At 71.6% G+C, this 17,614-nt stretch carries 16 protein-coding genes; all 16 read right to left on the bottom strand.

The window, feature by feature from the left end; all coding sequences use genetic code 11:
* Window positions 1–50 precede the first annotated feature (50 nt).
* Window positions 51–1,466 carry a DUF6177 family protein gene (locus ACFWVE_RS07275; RefSeq protein ID WP_384009119.1) on the bottom strand — a complete coding sequence of 472 codons (1,416 nt, stop codon included), beginning with the start codon at window positions 1,464–1,466 and terminating at the stop codon, window positions 51–53.
* Window positions 1,463–5,440, bottom strand: a complete 3,978-nt coding sequence (eccCa, locus tag ACFWVE_RS07270; RefSeq protein ID WP_384009118.1) for a type VII secretion protein EccCa — start codon at window positions 5,438–5,440, stop codon at window positions 1,463–1,465. Before eccCa ends, ACFWVE_RS07275 begins: the two co-directional genes overlap by 4 nt.
* A gap of 94 nt (window positions 5,441–5,534) precedes the next feature.
* Window positions 5,535–6,620: a hypothetical protein gene (locus tag ACFWVE_RS07265; protein ID WP_384009116.1), complete on the bottom strand. Its 1,086-nt coding sequence runs from the start codon at window positions 6,618–6,620 to the stop codon at window positions 5,535–5,537.
* A gap of 315 nt (window positions 6,621–6,935) precedes the next feature.
* Entirely contained in the window at window positions 6,936–8,321 is a 1,386-nt protein-coding gene (gene eccD, locus ACFWVE_RS07260; RefSeq protein WP_384009114.1) for a type VII secretion integral membrane protein EccD, read from the bottom strand.
* 16 nt (window positions 8,322–8,337) lie between these two features.
* Entirely contained in the window at window positions 8,338–8,607 is a 270-nt protein-coding gene (locus tag ACFWVE_RS07255) for a hypothetical protein (RefSeq protein ID WP_384009112.1), read from the bottom strand.
* A gap of 19 nt (window positions 8,608–8,626) precedes the next feature.
* Entirely contained in the window at window positions 8,627–9,469 is an 843-nt protein-coding gene (locus ACFWVE_RS07250; protein ID WP_384009110.1) for an immunity 49 family protein, read from the bottom strand.
* A gap of 33 nt (window positions 9,470–9,502) precedes the next feature.
* Window positions 9,503–10,135: a pentapeptide repeat-containing protein gene (locus ACFWVE_RS07245; protein WP_384009108.1), complete on the bottom strand. Its 633-nt coding sequence runs from the start codon at window positions 10,133–10,135 to the stop codon at window positions 9,503–9,505.
* Between the two features lie 188 nt (window positions 10,136–10,323).
* Window positions 10,324–10,533 carry a DUF397 domain-containing protein gene (locus ACFWVE_RS07240; RefSeq protein ID WP_384009106.1) on the bottom strand — a complete coding sequence of 70 codons (210 nt, stop codon included), beginning with the start codon at window positions 10,531–10,533 and terminating at the stop codon, window positions 10,324–10,326.
* On the bottom strand, window positions 10,512–10,736 hold the full coding sequence (locus tag ACFWVE_RS07235; protein ID WP_384009104.1) for a Scr1 family TA system antitoxin-like transcriptional regulator: 225 nt from the start codon (window positions 10,734–10,736) through the stop codon (window positions 10,512–10,514). The genes ACFWVE_RS07240 and ACFWVE_RS07235 overlap by 22 nt, the downstream gene beginning before the upstream one ends.
* A 334-nt stretch (window positions 10,737–11,070) precedes the next feature.
* Window positions 11,071–11,934 (bottom strand): immunity 49 family protein, encoded by an 864-nt coding sequence (locus ACFWVE_RS07230; RefSeq protein ID WP_384009102.1) that lies wholly within the window; start codon window positions 11,932–11,934, stop codon window positions 11,071–11,073.
* A complete protein-coding gene (locus ACFWVE_RS07225; RefSeq protein ID WP_384009100.1) occupies window positions 11,931–14,666 on the bottom strand; it encodes a hypothetical protein in 2,736 nt (911 codons plus the stop codon). The genes ACFWVE_RS07230 and ACFWVE_RS07225 overlap by 4 nt, the downstream gene beginning before the upstream one ends.
* Window positions 14,663–15,052, bottom strand: coding sequence for a DUF6507 family protein (locus ACFWVE_RS07220; RefSeq protein ID WP_384009098.1), 390 nt, complete (start codon window positions 15,050–15,052; stop codon window positions 14,663–14,665). The genes ACFWVE_RS07225 and ACFWVE_RS07220 overlap by 4 nt, the downstream gene beginning before the upstream one ends.
* 81 nt (window positions 15,053–15,133) lie before the next feature.
* The gene (locus ACFWVE_RS07215; protein WP_384009096.1) at window positions 15,134–15,445 is read right to left on the bottom strand and encodes a pore-forming ESAT-6 family protein; all 312 of its coding nucleotides are present in this window, start codon (window positions 15,443–15,445) and stop codon (window positions 15,134–15,136) included.
* 45 nt (window positions 15,446–15,490) lie between these two features.
* On the bottom strand, window positions 15,491–15,823 hold the full coding sequence (locus ACFWVE_RS07210; protein ID WP_384009094.1) for a hypothetical protein: 333 nt from the start codon (window positions 15,821–15,823) through the stop codon (window positions 15,491–15,493).
* A 448-nt stretch (window positions 15,824–16,271) separates the two neighbouring features.
* Window positions 16,272–16,661, bottom strand: a complete 390-nt coding sequence (rbsD, locus tag ACFWVE_RS07205) for a D-ribose pyranase (protein ID WP_384009092.1) — start codon at window positions 16,659–16,661, stop codon at window positions 16,272–16,274.
* Window positions 16,658–17,560: a ribokinase gene (locus ACFWVE_RS07200; RefSeq protein ID WP_384009090.1), complete on the bottom strand. Its 903-nt coding sequence runs from the start codon at window positions 17,558–17,560 to the stop codon at window positions 16,658–16,660. Before ACFWVE_RS07200 ends, rbsD begins: the two co-directional genes overlap by 4 nt.
* Window positions 17,561–17,614 lie beyond the last annotated feature (54 nt).

The raw sequence follows: 17,614 nt of genomic DNA, 5'->3' as shown, positions 1-17,614 counted from the left end.
GCCCCGTGACCCGGGTCCCGCCCGCGGCGCCGCCGGCGCGGAGGACGACGTCAGGCCTCCGTCCCCGCCTCCGTCCCCGGCACACCGGCCCGCAGATGCGCCGCCAGGCGGTGCAGCTCGACGAGGGCGCCGGCGTCGGACCCGTCCCCCAGCGGGTAGTGCAGGGCCGGCTCGGAGGCGGGCCCCAGGACGACGGGCCGTACCCCGACGGGCGGGCGACGGGCATGGGTGAGTCCGATGCCCCGCACGTCGCGCGCACCCAGGGTGAAGGCGACCGGGACGGACGGCGCCTGGAGCACGGGCGCCGTCGTGAGGCCGCGGGAGGCCCGCCGCACCGAGGTCAGCATCGTCGTCAGACCGTGTTCCACGACGAGGACCTCGGCGAGGGGCGCGATCGCTTCCAGGGGCGGTTCCTCGCCCTCCCCGTACCCGAGGGTGAGCGTCACGTCCTGCTCGACCCCGGCGGTCGTCCGCGTCACCCGGATCCACGCCAGCGCGGGCCGGTCGGGGCGCCCCGTCACGAGCAGATGAGTGGGCTCGGGGGCCCGGTCACGGGCCAGATCGGTCAGCCGACGCGGCGACCAGGGCAGGTTGACGGGTTCCGCGGTGCCCCAGCCGGCCGGGGCCGAGCCGGTGAGCGCGCGCCAGGCCGTCTCGAGCGCCTCGCCCAGGACGGCGTCCTCGTGCGCGGGGAGCGTCGTACGGAACGCCACGACGAGCTGCCGGTCGCCCGACGGGGACGTCCGGCCGAACGCCTCGGCGACCGAGGCCGTGCCGTCCGCCCCGAGCGCGGGCGCGAACGTCCCGTCCTGCCAGCGCAGCACCGCCCCGGACAGCCCGTCGTAGTAGCCCTGTGCCGGGTCCTGGACGACCCAGCGGTTGGGCACCTGGAGGAGGGTGGCGCGGGCCGGGGCACTGAGCCGGACGTGCGGCGGGGTGACGATCTGCAGGGCCCGGCCGGACTCGGAGGTGCCGCGCAGCACCTCGGACAGCCAGGTGGTCAGGGCCAGGACGGGCCGGTCGGCCAGGACGACGGACGTGCTGTCGGTGAGGACGTCCACGACCGGCTGCCCGTCGTCCGGCGCGAGGGCCGCGCGCACGTCCACGACCTCGGTGCCCGCCGCCGGCCCGGGCCAGGTGCTGCCGCCCAGCAGCAGGGCGAGCCGCCCGCACACCGATCCCGCCAGCCGCTCGGCCTCGGGCACGGCGCCGGAGGCCCGGGCCTCGGTCCACCAGAACGGCACGGGCACGTCCTGCCCGAGCAGCCGTTCGGCCTCCCCGGGGACCTGGACCAGCAGCGGGGCCTCCACGGACACGAGGGGCCTGCCGTCCGGGGCGCACAGACGCAGCACGGCGCCCTGGGACCCGGCGGTCACGCCCGCCTCGGGCCCGCCCGCGTACAGGCCGGCCAGCAGGGCCCAGGTGTCCGGCATCGTCGGGGTGAGGGCGATGACGTCCTTGGTCACGACTCCTCCTCGGCTCCGGCCAGCGCGGTCTGGACGAGCCGGTGGCGTCGGCCGCGGCGGACCAGGGTGCCGCGGCCGGGTGGCTGCCGGGAGGCGTACAGACCGGGGAAGAGCTGTCCCTCGGTGCGGTCGCCGGTCATCACCAGGGCGGTGGTGCCCGTCTCGCGCAGGGTGGTCAGCAGCGGCTCGTACAGCGCGCGGGAGGCTCCCGCGGTGCGGCGCGCCAGGACGAAGTGCAGGCCGATGTCCTGCGCGGAGGAGACGTACGGCAGGAAGGGCGCGAGGGGCTGCTGTCCGGCGGTGGTGAGGATGTCGTAGTCGTCGACGAGGATGACGATCCGCGGGCCTCGGAAGGCGGGTTCGCCGGTCTCGGGCGCGTCCGGGTCGGCGGTCTCCGGCATCCTCTTCTGCAGTTCGGCGGCGATGCCCGTGGAGAGGGCGGCGGCGAGCGTGGCGTTGTGGGCGTAGCCGCCCCGGTACGGCTCCGGGACGACGCCGCGCAGGCCGCGGCGGGGGTCGAAGACGCCGAAGACCAGCTCGTCGTCGGGGTGCCGCTCGACGAGCCCGGCGACGACCAGCTTCAGCAGGTTCGTCTTGCCGCACTCGTTGTCGCCGAGGACCAGCAGGTGCTGGTCGCCGCCGAAGAGGTCGAGCAGCACGGGGGCGAGGGCGTCCTGGTCGAGGCCGAGGGGTATCCGCCGCGGTTCGGCGGACGGTGAGGGCAGCCGGGCCATCGGCAGCCGGGCCGGCAGCACCCGCACCGGGGCGGCGGGTTCGCCGTGCCAGGTGGCGCGGACGGTCCGGGCCGCCTCGTCCAGGGCCGGCCCCAGGTCGCCGGTCGTGGGCGAGCCGTCGATGCGGGGCAGGGCGGCCTGCGCGAACAGTTTGCCGTCGGTGAGCACCCGGCCGGGCCCGTCCGGCGTGAGGGTCTCGGAGAGCTTGCGGTCGACGGAGGAGTCGGCGGGGTCGTTCAGGCGCAGCTCGACGCGGGTGCCGAAGAGCGACTGGGTGGCGATGCGGACGTCGTTCCAGCGCAGCATGCCCGCCACGACGTGGATGCCGTAGCCGCCGCCCCGCTTCAGCAGGTCGGCGACCGGCTCGTCGAGGTCGGCGAAGTCGTCGCGCAGCGCGCCGAAACCGTCGACCACGAGGACGACGTCGGTGGAGCCGAGCTGCGGCAGCCGGCCCCGGGCGCGGAGCCGGCGGAGCTGGTCGACGGAGTCGATGCCGTGCTCGCGGAAGACCGTCTCGCGCTCGTCGAGCATGGCGCGCACCTCGGCGACCGTACGGGCAGCGCGCTCACGGTCGGCCCGTCCGGCGATCCCGCCGACGTGCGGCAGGGCGGCCAGCGCCGACAGGCCGCCGCCGACCAGGTCCAGGCCGTACACGGCGACGTCGCGGGGTGTGTGGGTGACCGCCAGGGACAGTACGAGGGTCCGCAGCAGCGTGGTCTTGCCGGACTGGGGGCCGCCGATCACGGCCACGTGACCGCCGGCCGTGGTCAGGTCCAGCACCCACCGGCCCTGCCACTGCCGGGCCGGGTCGTCGAGCACACCGAGCGGCACCCGCATCCCGCCCGCGGCGCGCGCCAGGTGCAGCCCGCGCTCGGAGACCCGGACCGGTCCCGCGGCCGCGTCCAGGGTCACGGCGTCCGGCAGCGGGGGCAGCCAGATACGGCGCACGGCGGGCGCGGCGCCGGCGAGCCGGCCGACCATGAGGGACAGGACGGTCGGGCCGGTCTCCCGCCGGGTGGCGGCGGGTTCCTCCGTCGGCTCCTCCGTGCGCCCCGCGGTGTTGTACGCCGGGTAGGGCAGGGCGAGCGGCTCCTCGTCCCGCTGTTCGCGCGCCGCCGGGCCGCGGTAGGCGCCGGAGACGTACCCGGCCTTGAACCGTTCGTAGGTGGAGGTGTCGACCTTCAGGTAGCCGAATCCGGGCAGGGGCGGCAGGTGGAAGGCGTCGGTGGTGTCGAGGACCGTGCGGGACTCGTCGGCGGAGAAGGTGCGCAGCCCCAGCCGGTACGACAGGTAGGTGTCCAGGCCCTTGAGCCTGCCGCCCTCGATGCGCTGGCTGGACAGCAGCAGGTGGACGCCGATGGAGCGGCCGATGCGTCCGACGGACAGGAACAGGTCGATGAAGTCGGGCTTGGCGGTGAGGAGTTCGCCGAACTCGTCGATGACGACGAACAGGTGCGGGAGCGGTTCGAGGTCCGGCCTCTCCGCCGCGCGCAGCACGGCGTAGTGCCCGATGTCGGCGACGTTGCCGGCGTCCTTGAGGACCTGCTGGCGGCGCTTGATCTCGCCGGCGAGGCTGGTGTGGACGCGTTCGACGAGCCCTGCACGGTTCTCCAGGTTGGTGATCGTCCCGGCGGTGTGCGGGAGCTCGGCGAAGGGAGCGAACGTGGCGCCGCCCTTGTAGTCGACCAGGACGAGCGCCAGCTCCTCGGGGGAGTGGGTGGCGGCCAGGGCGAGGACGAGGGTGCGCAGGAGCTCGCTCTTGCCCGAACCGGTCGCGCCCACGCACAGGCCGTGCGGACCCATGCCGAGCTGGGAGGACTCCTTCAGGTCCAGCAGAACCGGCTCATGACGGTCCGTCAACCCGATGGGCACACGGAGGAAGTCGCGTTCGCTTCGGGGCTTCCACAGGGCGGGCAGATCGAGGTCGGCGGGGTCGGCGATGCCGAGGAGCGCGGGGAAGTCGACCGGTCCGGTGACGGGGCTTCCCTCGGCGACGGACTCCGGCGACAGCCGCAGCGGGGCGAGCAGCCGGGCGACGCCTTCCGCCCCGGCCGCGGTGACCGGGTCGACGGCGCCCTCGGCGGAGGAACGGCGCAGGTCCTCGACGACCACCCGCTCGCCCTGGACGGTGATGCGCACGCTCACCTCGTCCGGCTCGTGGACCTGTTCCTGGAGGAGGTGCACCACGGTGACCCCCATGTCCGCCAACCCGACCGCCGAGTCCGGGCGGGGGAGCTCGGCAGCCGGCTCACCGTGGGCGTCGACGACCACCAGCAGCCGGCCCGCCAGCCGCAGCGCGGTCCGGTCGGCCAGACCACGCCGCACCTCCGCCGCGTACGCGGACCGCCGGCCCAGCTCGTGCCGGAGCCCTCCGGCGAGCTGCCTGACATCGGGCGCGATGCGGCGTGCGGCCACCGGACCGTCGTGCGCCTGCGGATCCAGCACGTGGGGCAGCCACTTCGCCCACTCCCACTCGGCGAGCCGCTCGCCGGGCACGGCCAGGGCGAGCGCGACGTCGTCGGGAGCGTGTGTCACCGCCGTCTGCGTCAGCAGGGCCCTGGCCACCCGCAGGACGTCCGCCCGGTCGCCGACGACGCTGACGTTTCCCGCACGGTCCAACGGCACCGTCAAGGGCACGTCGGCGGCCGTCGCGAACCGGCGTTGCAGGGCGCGCGCCTCGTTGAGCATGAACGGGTCCGGCGGCGTCAGCACCCCGCCGGCGCCGCTCTGCTGGATCACCGGCTCCTGGGCCGGTACGTCACCGAGACCGACCCGCACCCGCAGGAAGTCGGCGTCCCGGCGGCGCCGCTCCCACAGCCGGGCGGGGTCCCGCACCAGGTCGTACAGCGCCTCCGGCGACGGGTTGAGCTCCAGCTCCGCGTCCCGCAGCCGTCGCTCCGCGGCGCCGAGTTCCTCCCGCAGCTCCTCCAGGTACTCCAGGTAGCGCTCACGCTGCGTGCGCCGGGTGCGCTGCGCCTTGCCGCGCTGCGACAGGAACAGCGCCACCGCGCCCAGCAGCGCGAAGACCAGCACGACCGCGCCCACCACCGCGAACCGGCTGTTGCGGACCACGGTCATCATGATCACGGAGCCCATGACACCGGCCATCGGCAGCAGCGCGGTCGCCGCGTTGCCGATCTTCCCTTCGGGAAGGTTGGGCGGAGCCTCGACCGTACGGGGCCGGGCGGGCTCCGGGGGGCGGGTGCTGCGGGCGGGCCGGTGGACGATCTGCAGGGTCACGGGCGGACTTCTCCGAAGCGGGTCGTGACGGAAGAGACGGAAGAGACGGAAGAGGGGCGGGACGGGCACGGACCGGGGCGCACCGGCCGGATGCTCATCGCACCCTCACCGCGCGTCCCATCACCTCGGCGGCCAGCCGCAGGACGGCCTGCTGTGTGTCGTGCGCCAGGAGGTCGGTGCGGATGGGGCCGCCGCCGGCCAGGTGACGGTCGTACGGCACGGTGACGACGGTGACACCGGCCTCCTTGAGGTGCCTGGCGGCCGTCTTGTCGTCGAGGATCGTGTCGGGGGTGCCCGACACCAGCGCCACGACCGTCGTGGCCAGGGCGGAGTGCGGCAACCGGGCCAGCCAGTCCAGCACCTGACGGGTGGCGCCGACACCCTCCGCGGTGGTCGGCGCGACCACCACCCGGGCGTGCGCGGTGTCCATGGCGGTGCGGGCCACCTCGCCGGGGAGCGTCTCGCAGTCGACCACGGTCACGGCGAAGTAGCGGCGCAGCGCCAGCGTCACCTTGCGGTACGACGTCATGTCGAGCGGCGCACCGACCTGCCCCCGGCTCGCGGGCAGCAGCCAGCCGCCGTCCGACACCGGCACCAGGTAGCCGGTCACGTCCGTCAGCCACATGGACGGCTGGAGGATCGGCGCGAGGTCGGCGCACGTCCAGCGCACCGCCTCCGCACCCATGCGCACCGGCAGGGTGCCCAGCACGGCATCCGCCTCCAGCGTCAGCACCGGGTCGTGCCGGTAGTGGTTGAGGGTGCGCCCGAGCAACGCCGAGACGGTGGACTTGCCGACGCCGCCACGGATGGAGGTGACGGCCACCACCCGGCCCGTGGTGACGGGCTGTTGCAGTTCACGCGCGATCCGGGTCTGTTCGGCGACGTCCTGTGCCACGGACGAGGTGAGCTTGCGCAGCGCCCTCCCCGTGCGCCGGGTCACGGAGTCGCCGTGCAGGGGGCGACCCAGGGCGAGGAGGAGACGGGGATCGAGGGTGGGGGAGGACTCGGGGACGGGGGCCGCCGGGAGGCGGGGGTCGCGGGCGGGGGCGGGGACGGCGGGCGCCGCGGGCCGCTGCGGGTCCGGCCCGTCGGCGGCCCGGTCGGCCGGTACGGGGGAGGGGGACGCCGGGCCGTCCGGAGCGTCGGGCGCGGGCGGGGAGGCGGAGGCGGTCGGGGGCACCGGACCGGGGACGTGCGAATCGGGGACGTGCGGACCGGGCGCATTTGCCTTCCGTGCCCGCCCCCGCTTCTGCCGCCGTGGCCGCCGGCCGCGAGGGTGCGGGGTGCACGAGCCGCAGCGTGGGCTCGCCGGTACGGGGGGCGGCCTGGGAAGGCCCGCTGCCCGCACCGGTATGCGTACCCGCGTCCGAACGGCCGCCTCCCCCGCCGCCCAGCTCCCGCAGCACGTCCCGCTGCCAGTCGCCGCCACCGCCGTGCGCCGACGGCCGCTCCCGCCCCTGCTCCCCGCTCGTCATGCCGCCGCGCCCCCAAGCCCTCAAGCGAAGGTGTCGAGCAGTCGCCCGTACACACCGAACACGCCGACGAGCAGCGGAAGCAGCGCGATGACCCCCACCGACTCGAGCAGGTCACCGGCCCGCCGCAGCCTGACCCGTACGTGCTCGGCCGGCTGCACGGCGAGCACGACGAGCGGCAGGACCGCCAGCACCACGAGGACGGCCAGCGGTGCCGCGGCCGGGGACCGCTCCGCCCACACCGCCAGCAACCGCACGCCGACGCCCGCCGCGGCGGCCAGCAGCACGACCACCTCGGCGACCAGCGGAAACGCCCGGGCCCGCAGAGCCAGCACCACCGCGACGACCGCGGCCAGCGGCACCGTCCACACGGAGGGGGCCCGCAGCGCCAACACGGCGGCCACGGCGGCCGACGCGCCCACGGTGAGCGTGGCGAGCACCAGACCGCGGTGGGCGGCGGCCAGGGCGGCGGACACCTGGTAGCGGCTGACGGAGGCCCCGCCGGCCCGGCGGTCGTCGAGCCCGGAGAGCCCGGACGCCATCAGCGCGAGCCGCGGCAGCACCCCGAGCAGCACCACGCAGACGACACCGAGAACGGCCCCGACACGGGCCTGCTGCTCCGCCGTGCCGGCGCCGGACTGCACGGCGACGACGGCCTCCCAGCCGACGGCGGTCAGCGCCACGGCGCCGGCGCCCACGAGCCCGCCCCGTCCCAACGGCGTGAACAGCCCGAGCAGGGCGAGGACCAGCACGCCCACGGCGGCCACCCCGGCGAGCCGCAGAGCGCCCGCAGAGGACCCGCCGAGGTCGTCGACCAGGCTCCACACACCCAGCACACCGAGCGCGCCACCGGCGCACAGGAGGGTCGCGGCGAGCCCGTGCCTGCGCACCCGTCCCAGGACCGCACCCGCGACCGCGGCCGCACCGGCGACGGCGAGCAGGGCACCGGCGACGACCGACCGGTCGTACTGCGCGCGCGCGAACAGCGCGGCGACGACCACCCAGCCCACGCTCGCGACCCCCGCCGTGACCCGCCGCGCGGCCGGCCCCCACACCCATGCCCGATGACCGAGATCCTCCGCCACCTCGTCGGTGACGTCGTGCACGACGGGAGCGGGCGGGGCGTCCTCCGCGCGGACGAGACGCAGGACGGCGCCGTCGCGGACGCCCGCCGTCTCCAGTGTGCTGTCGTGATCGAGCGCGGAGCCGTCCACCGTGACGAGGTGACGCGAGGCGGGCCGCCCCTCCACACGGTCGTCCAGCAACCGCATGATCTCGGGCAGCAGCAGCCCGACCGGCTCCCGCGCCGGAAGCACGAGGTCGACGCGGCGCCGCTCACCGACGAGCGTGACCCGGCTCAACACCGTCGGCCCACCGGCCGTTTCCCTGCTCAAGGCCCCCGTAGACATCACGTTCGCGAACCTATCACCGGCTTGTAGGACTGTCGGAGGGCGTGGAAACGCCGGGGGAGTACGGGCTGTTGCCCTGCCCGATCAGCCGATGCGACACGAACGACCACCCCACGCACCCCGCGCACAGCACGGCCGCGATCACCATCCCGGCGAGCACCTTCCCCATCCGCTCGTCCACGGCCCGCCGTTGCCGCTGCGCCCCGAACAACAGGGCGTCCCGCAACCGCCGCCGACGCACGGAAACGGATTCGAGGAGCTGGCTGTCGTAGTCCTGAGCGGCCATGGTGATCAGTTACCTCGTATCACGTGGGGAATTCGCCCAGCCAGCTGCGCTTGAGCAGGTGCTCGGGCAGGTACTCCGACTCGACCTCGACGGGCCGTCCGGCGTCGTGGGCGAGGCAGGCGAGGGCGAGAATCGCGAGGGGGATGTCGCCGTCACCGGATTCCTCACGATCCGGGTCGGCGGTCCAGTATTCCTTGTGCAGCTCAAGCGCTTGGACCAGGACCTCGTTGAACTGGGCGGAGTCCTGCCCGATGAACCGGTAGAACAGGTTGATCGGCGGATACAGGACCTTGAGCATCATCTCGCGGTCCATGAACCGCAGCCGGTCCGGGTCGGTGCCGTCGAACGCGGCAACAAGCTTGTCCCCGAGGCCGGGTCGCTCCAGCCAGTACGCCTGGAGGGCGGCGACCCAGTGGTAGATGTACTCCTCGAACATGGCCCCGGAGGCGCGCAGTGTCTCGATCGGCACCTCGCACAGCTGCGTCATCCGCGCCTGATCCCGGCAGACGACCGCCAGCCAGAAGGCCTCCAGCCAGGTCCCGGCATCCACGAAGTGCGTGATCCCGACGGCGGGGATCGTCCGCACCTCATGGCCGATCATGCACTCGACGGTTGAGCCCTCCGGAGCGGTCGCCGAGGCGAACAGGGCGGACCCGACCTGCATGGCCACCACCCAGGCCTCCCACGTCTCCAACTTCTCGGCGGTGGGGTCGTCGAGGGTCTGCAGCTTGGCCGTGCTCAGGGAACTGCTGAAAGCCCGGCCGAAGCTCTGCGGGTATTCCTCGATACGTTTGACGCGATGGAGAATTTTCTCATTGAGCTCTTGCCGGAACTCATCCGGAGTCGGATGCGTGCCCTCCATCGCGGGCCGCGAAACAATGACCGGCAATTCCCATTACCCCCGGCTCTCCAGTACACGTACATCGCCGCCACGCTCTCGCAGCCACCGTTCCAAATCGACCCCGCTGATTTCCTGCCGACCCTCCCGGCCGATCAGCTGGACAGGGCCGAAGAGGGTGCCTGACATCCCTGTGAAGTCGGTCTTTTCATCCACGGTTACTTTGAACGTGTTCTCGCGGACGATCGCCTGGGAGAGGTCGGAGCCGCTGAAGTCGACGTCGATCAACGAGGCGCCCATGAGACGGGTTTCCCGGAGTGAGGCGGCTGAGGCGTCGACTCCGTACAGCGATGCCTTGACCAGGTCCGCGCCGTCGAGAACCGCCCCTCGGAACACCGCGTCGTCGAGGTTGACACGTACCAACGACGCCCGCGTCAGGTCGGCCCCGGAGAAGTCGGCCCCTTCGGCATCGGAGCGGTACAGGTCCGCATTGATCAGTTTGGTCCCGACCAGCCGGGCATCGGTGAACCAGGACTCCTGGAAGATGCCCCCGGAGAGATCCGCCCCGCTCAGATCGAGACCGATCATGTCGATCCCGCCTGTGCTGCCCCCCTGGAGCCACTCCCAAAGACGCATCGCGGCCGCGGCCCGGCGGTCGGGAATCTGCTCAGGGCTCCTGCGAGTGGTCATCGAGACGCCAGCTTCTCGTCGGCCGGCCGTCCTCGTCCCACCGGTATTCCTCTCGGAGTGTGAGACCGACATCGTCGAAGGGCTGTCGGCGAAGCCGGAGGTGGCCGTAACGGGCTGAGTGGTCTGCCGTAGTCCTTGTTCCGGAACGGGTCCTGGAATGTCACCAGGGCTCGTCCCGCGTAACCGCCCTACAGAGAGCCGTCCTTGACGCTGTCGACGAAGGACCGCCAGGCCGCCCCGTCCAGCATCATCACAGGGCCGGCCAGGTTCTTGCTGTCGCGGACGGGGACCGCGCCGGCGAAGTCATCGCAGACTTCGACGCAGGCATCCCCCTGCTGGTTTCCGCTGTAGGAGGACTTACGCCAGCGGGCGGTGTTCACGTCTGGGGTGACTCGCATGGCTCGTACATCTCCATCGTCGCTTCGATCAACGCTGCTGAATCCCTTGGCGGGAGGGCGCTGGCCTTCATCAGATCGTACTCTCGCACACGCTGTGTGACGGTCTCGCGGTTGTCGAAGATCTCGCCGTTCCTGGGACCTTCCTGGTACACGGTGGTGGAGTTGTCCGGGAGCGTAAGCAAGATGAGTGTGCCGTTCATCAAGGTGCATGAGCGCGCCGCACGAAGGACTCATCAAAAGCCAGCAACGTAGGACGAAGGAAGTTACTGGTGTCGTAAGCCATCTCCGCGTGAAGATAGATACGTATGAAGGTTTCGAGCTCCTCGTTCACGTGCAGAGCCCTGCCCCTCTGAGGCGGTCAAGCAGCCTTCCAGCGGGCGGGTGGACCTTTCGCTCCCCGTACCCGACGCAGTCGCTCCTCGATGACGTGTGGAGCCCCCTTGCTCGTCCACGGCCCGTCGTTGCCTCTGTCCTCCCAGCAGTAGGGTGACCCGTCACCGTATGGAGGCGGATGAGCGGTCATGCCGGTCACCTGTCTCACGTGGGGAATTCGCCGAGCCAGTCGTGCTGGAGGAGGTGCTGGGGCAGGTAGTCCGACTCGACCTCGATGGGCAGGTGCCCGTCGTACGCCCAGCAGGCGATGGCGAGGGGGCCGAGGGCGATGGCGCCGTCGATGTCCGTCTGCCGTTCCTCGGTGAGGGTCCAGTAGGAGCGGTGCAGTTTCAGGGCTTCTTCCAGTGCGGGGCTGAAGCCTTCTACGTCCCTGCGTACGAAGTGGTAGAAGAGGTTGATCGGTGGATAGAGGATGCCCTGCAGCAGATCCCGCGGGGCGATGCGGGCGACCGCCGGATCCGACATCTGCAGTGCGGTGGTCAGCTTCTCGACCAGCCCCGGCCGGCGCAGCCAGTATGTCTGCAGGGTGTCGACCCAGTGGTAGATGTACTCGTCGTACTGCCCCTCCGGCGCCCGGAGCCGATCCAGGGGTACCTCGCACAATTGCGTCATACGCTCGGGCTCACGGCAGATGACGGCGAGCCAGAACGCGTTCAGCCAGGTTCCCGCGCGGGCCGTCGAGAGCGGGCCGGTCGCCCGAAGGGTGCGCACTTTCCCGTTTATGCGGCATTCGACTGTTCCCTCGCTCTTGGCCGTGACGGCGAACAGGGCAGAACCCAGCTGCATCGCGTTGACCGCCGCTTCCCAGGTCTCCACTGCTTCGGCCTGAGGATCAATGATGCACCGGGCGCGGAGGTTCATGATTGCAGCGCTGAATGTCGAGTCAATCACGGCTGTCGACTCTTCGAAGCGATCGATTCCCTTGAACAGGTGTTCGTTCAGCCTTTCGGCGAATTGTTCGGCATCGGGCCCTGCCGGCAGACCATGCCGGGCGATTTCTGTGGTCACGGAAGAGTCCCCTTGCTGATGTCGAACCGACGATATTGGAGCCCACTATACACGCCTGAATTCTTCTCGCCCTTGACTACCGCATACTCGAGCTTCTCTTTGCTGAGTGCCTCTTCGAGGGCCTCAAGTGCATCAAATTCGCCACGTGCTCTCATGGCCTTCATGATATCGAAGAAGTACTCCCTGCTCCCCTGGGAAACTCGCTGGCCGTCTGGAAGGGTTCGGCTGCCGAGATCAGTTTCGGTACTGCTCTTGGCCTCGATGACGATTACTCGGCCATCCTCGTGCTTCCAGACTTGATCAAATTGATCATTGCCGTTCTTCGGGCCGAGAAGCGGCTGTTTTCCGAAATCTGGGTAGTGCTCGGCGATGTAATGATACTCGGCAGCCATCTCGCCGAATTCCTCGGCCGAACGGCCCATCGCGGTGTGGGACTCCTTGTAGGTTGCTCCGGCTTCCACTCGCTGCGCGACCGAGTCGGCAGTGCTGTGGATGCCATCCGCTATTTCGGCCTCCGTCTTCCATCTCTTGACTGTGTTGTCCCACTCGACGGCGGAGTGGCGTTTGTCCGCGGCCGCATCCAGAATCCGGAGCCTGTCCTTACTGGTGACGGTATCCGGTCCCACGCTGATGTAATCATCGTCCAAGAAATGCGGCTCGGGTGCCGCTGGAGTGTCCTTGGCTCTGATCCAGGGGGCGTTCTCCGACATCTGGGCCAATTGAGGAGGAGTGAATCCACTCTCGTCCCGGAGCTTCAGCCTTTTGCGCCATCCGTTCTCCTTGTAGTACCGCTCGAAGTACCCGGGTTCGTGGTTGGCGCGGTAGACCTGGATTTCCTCGATCTGCTCCCGTGTCAGTGACCCGCGCGGCCCGTAAGGGTTGTCCCCCTCACGCATGAAGTCTGGGCGTTGCACCCCGGCGAGCCGCCCCGGCGTCGTGCCCTCGGGTTCGTTGCCCGGCACGTCGTCGCCGGTCCGGCCGAGGTCGTCCGGGCCGCCGTTGCCCTGATGGCCTACTCCGTTGCCAGAATGAGTGGCTTCGCCGCTGCGGGACGTCTGTGGCGCACTGCCGTCACCGCGTTCCAGAGGCGTGCCGCGGCCGTCCCCGCCCGCGTGACCGCCGGTCCCGCCGTGCTGGGCGGGAATCGCGCTGCTGTCGGCCCCACCGCCACCGGCGTTCCGGCCGCTGCCTGCGTTCCCGTCGCTACCCGTCGTATGCCCTCCCGTGTGGTCGGTGGCGTGTGCGGTCGCCGCCGTGTTCCCGCCGGCCCGCCCCGTCGCGTCGCCGCCGACGTGGGCCGCCGTGCCCCCGGCGGCATGCGCGCCCGCCCGGTCGCCCGCCCCGACGAGCGCGCCCTCCTCGTGCGGCAGGCTCCGCTCCAGCAGTTCCCGGTCCGCCGCCGACAGTTCCACCTTGGCCGGCGCCGTCGTCCCGTCCGCGCGGACGACCGAGCCGTCGTCCAGGTTCAGGCGGGTTCCGTCGGGCCACTCCACGACGTTGTCGCGGATGACCGGCGTGTCGTCGGCGACCCGGACCGCGCTGCCGTCGGGCTGGACGCGCCCCGCGCCGGAGAGGATGTCGTCGTAGGCGCCCGCGTGCACGCCCCGCAGGCCGGCGAACAGGTCGGCGACCTTGACCGTGCCGAACGTCGCGGCCTTGCCCAGGTACGTCATGGGGTCGACCAGCCGGGCCGTCCTGCCGAGCGCGCCGACCGTGCGGGCCACCGCGCCGCTCTTCGCCGCCGCCCCGGCGCCTCCGGTGAACACCGTGGTCAGGACGTTGAAGGTGACCGCGCCGCTCGCGCGTGCGGGGTTCTCGCCCCACTGGTCCCAGGCGACCAGGGCCTTGCCCGTCTCCTTGACCGCGTTGCGGGAGTCGCGCAGGTAGGAGGGCAGCTTGTCCTCGGGCATCATCCAGTACGCGACGCCGACGACGGGCACCGCGGTGATGAGCACGCCGGTCGCGAGCTTGCCGAGCCCCTTCCAGGCCTCGCCCGCCGCGTCCCAGCCGTCGACGCCGACGAGGGTGCCGAGGCCCCGGATCGTGCCCCACACTCCGTCGACGACGAACCCCTTGCCGAACTCCCACACCTGGTGGCCCAGCCAGTCGAGCCCGTGCCGCTCCTTCTCCACGGTCCTGCCCCAGGGCAGTTCCTCGGACTGGTTCAGCAGGTCGGCGGTGAAGCCGTAGGTGCTGGTGCCGCGCTCCACCAGGCGCTTCTCCGCGCCGTCCTCGAGGACCAGCGTCGAGCCGCCCACCAGCGCGGTGATCTTGTTGTGGCAGGTGATCTCCGCCTGCCAGAAGGCGGCCGTGGTGGCGTTGACGTCGTGCACCAGGTCGTTGTTGAGCTGGACGTTGTCGTCGTCCTCGCGCCAGTCGTCGTCCCCCGCTATCTGGTGCCGGAAGGTTTCCGCGCGCTGCTTGAGGCCCTTCAGCCTGGCCACGAGCGGCTGGATCTCCGTCTCGTACGAGCTGAGGGCCGCCGCGACCTTCTCCAGATCGTCGGCGAACTCGTCCGCCTTGGCCGCCACCGGCGCGGTCGTGGCGAACAACTGCTCCGCCTCCGGCGCCGTGTAGCACGCCGACAGCCCCTGGAAGCGGGTGTGCACGTCGGATCCCGACTGGCGGAAGACGAGGGCCTCCCCCGTCAGGAGCATGTGGTCCGTGCCCAGTTGCTCCAGGTCGCCGGTGAACTGCGGGATGTTCTGCGGGTCGATCAGGTCCGCGCTCACGTGCCCCCCTGCTGCCCGCCCGCCCCCGGCAGGTCGATCTTCGGTTCCTTCAGCGCGTTCGCCTGGGCCTGCGCGGCCATGTCCAGATCGCCCTTGACGTACGCGTTGGTCGCGGTGGCCGCCCCGTTGAGGGAGTTCGACGTGCGCACCGCGACGTACATCAGCTTTTCCTGGTAGGCGGTGAAGAACTCGCCCAGCGCCGCCGCGACCGGGCCCTGGACCCCGCTCCTCTCCACGCCGCCCTGCTGGATCGTGCCGGCGGACTTCGCCGCGCTCGGCATGGTCTCCTGCAGGGCCTTCCCGGTGTCCGAGAGGCCCTCGGCCGCCTTCGCCGTCCGTGTGAGAACGTGCTGCACGCCGGACGGCGAGATGTCCCACCCCGTCATATGGATTCCCCGTGTCCCCGTGTCCCCGTGTCCCCGTGTCCCCGTGTCCCCGTGTGCCGTCGTCCCGCCGGCGCGCCCGGGTCAGCCGATGTTGTCGACCGCCGCCCGCGCCTTCGCCATCGTCGCCTGGGCCGTCCCGTCGTTGTCCTCGAGGGTGGTGCGCACCAGTTGGATGATGCTGCGCACCTCGTCGGCCGCGCGGTTCCAGCGCAGCTCCTTGCCGTGGTACTCCTCGGAGACCCCGTCGGCCTGGAAGTCGGCCATGGCGGCCTCCACGGCCTTGTCGCGGTCGGCCAGTACGCGCTCCAACTGACCGACGATGCCCTGCAGACCCCCCTGCACCTCGCTCGACGCGCCGGTGTCGTAGGAGCGGCGGTCCGGATTCTGGCCCATCGTCAAAACCCCCTGTGATTTTCGGTCTCTGCCCCGGCCGGCGGTCTAGCGCGCGCCGAAGCGGGCCGCGTCGAAGTTCGCCGCCCCCATGTTCTTGTGGGCGTTGTCCTGCTGTTCCACGTCACCGGTGCCGAACGCGGTGTCCATACCGCCCTGGCCCTCGAGGATCGCGCCGAGCGACTCGTTCAGGGCGGCGGTGATCTCGTCCGCACGCGTCTTGAACGAGTCGAAGGCGACCTTTCCGGATCCGTTGAACTTGCCCTCCAGCGGCTCGGCCGCCTGGATGAGCATGCGGATCAGCGTGCCCAGGTCGGTGCTCGAACCGACCGTGTTCCTGCCGAGATCCGACAGGGTCGTGGACCCCATGTCGAACTTCACGTGTGTCACCCCCGTGCGTCACGTACGCATCACAAAACCGTTCGAACATATTCTCGCGCAACCCGTTGCGGACGCAACGCCGTTGATCGCAATGTGACGTGATCCGGACATGTTGCGGAAAACGCCCAACGGCTCGGGCACGACGACGGTGCCGCGAACCCCCGGCACCGCACCCGCACCCGCACCCGCACCCGCACCTGCGCCTGGCTGAGGGCCGGGAAAGTTTTTCGCGAAGACCGTGCAACCCTCCCCGCACCCCGCGGGTCGTACTTGCTGTCAGGACTTCTGCGGGGGGACCCGGGGGGATCCGAGGGGTTCTGACGGGGGAGGGAACAGGGGGAGGAAATCGAGGGGGCCCGGTCACGTACCGGACCCCCTCGAAGTTTCCCCGCGCACGGCGGGGCCCCGCTCCGGGAGGAGCGCCCAGCTCCCCAAGAGCCCTCCGCTCTCAGAAGAACACCCCGCACCGCAGCAGCACGTTCGCGTACGGCCGGGCCTCCCCGGTGCGGACGACGAGCCGGGCGCCGGCGGTCAGTTCCTTGAGCCGTTCGTGCGGGACCAGGTCGAGGGCGGGGAAATGGCCCGTCAGCAGGTCCGCGGCGGCCGGGTTGGCTTCCCGGATCTCGGTGGCGGCCGTCGCGCCCTCGATCACCAGCTCGGCCAGCAGCCCTTCCAGCACCTCCGCGAAGGACGGCACCCCGGCCCGGAAAGCCAGGTCCACCACGCGCGGCCCGTCCGGGATCGGCATGCCCGCGTCGCACACCAGCACCCGGTCCGTGTGGCCCAGTTCGGCCAGCGCGGCGCTGAGGTGCCGGTTCAGGATTCCGCCCTTCCTCACAGCGCCGCGACCTCCTGAGCCGTCGGGAAGGACGCCTGCGCGCCCTCCTTGGTGACCGTCGACGCCCCCACCCGGGCCGCGTACGCCGCCGCGTCGGGCAGGGACTCGCCGAGGCCCAGCCGCCAGGCCAGCGCGGCGGTGAACGAGTCGCCCGCACCCGTGGTGTCCACGGCGCGCACCTTCACGGAGGGGATACGGGTGACCCCGTCGGACGAGGCCACCAGCGCGCCCTCGCCGCCCAGCGTCACCACCACCGAACGGGGCCCCTTGGCGAGCAGCAGTTTCGCCCAGTCCTCGGGCCCCTCGCCGACGCACGCCTCGCCGAGGATCACCTTCGCCTCGTGCTCGTTGACGATCAGCGGGTCGCACGCCGCCAGCACCTCGCCCGGCAGCGGCCGCGGCGGCGACGGGTTCAGCACGAACCGGCTGTCCGGCGCCAGCGAGCGCACCACCTCCACCACCGTCTCCAGTGGGATCTCCAGCTGCGCGGAGACCACCTTCGCGGCGTGGAAGAGACTCCCGGCGACCCGTACGTCACCGGGCGTCAGCCGGCCGTTGGCGCCCGGCGAGACGACGATGCTGTTGTCCCCGGACGGGTCCACCGTGATCAGCGCGACGCCGGTCGGCGCCCCGCCCACCAGCACACCCACCGTGTCCACCCCGGCCGCCCGCTGCGAGTCCAGCAGCAGCCGTCCGTACGCGTCGTCGCCGACCCGGGCCAGCAGGGCCGTACGGGCGCCGAGCCGGGCGGCGGCGACCGCCTGGTTCGCGCCCTTGCCGCCCGGGTGGACGGCCAGGTCGGAGCCGAGCACCGTCTCCCCGGCGTCCGGCCGGCGCTCGACGCCGATCACCAGGTCGGCGTTGGCCGACCCCACGACCAGCAGGTCGTAGTCGTACATGGAATGGCTCCCCACATGGTCGTCCGGGGGGGGGCCGGCGGGTTGTCCCCCCCC

Source organism: Streptomyces sp. NPDC058632, assembly GCF_042717095.1.
Classification (GTDB): domain Bacteria; phylum Actinomycetota; class Actinomycetes; order Streptomycetales; family Streptomycetaceae; genus Streptomyces.
The sequence above is the reverse complement of the archived record's forward strand: the minus strand, read 5'-3'. Positions and strand labels throughout refer to the sequence as shown.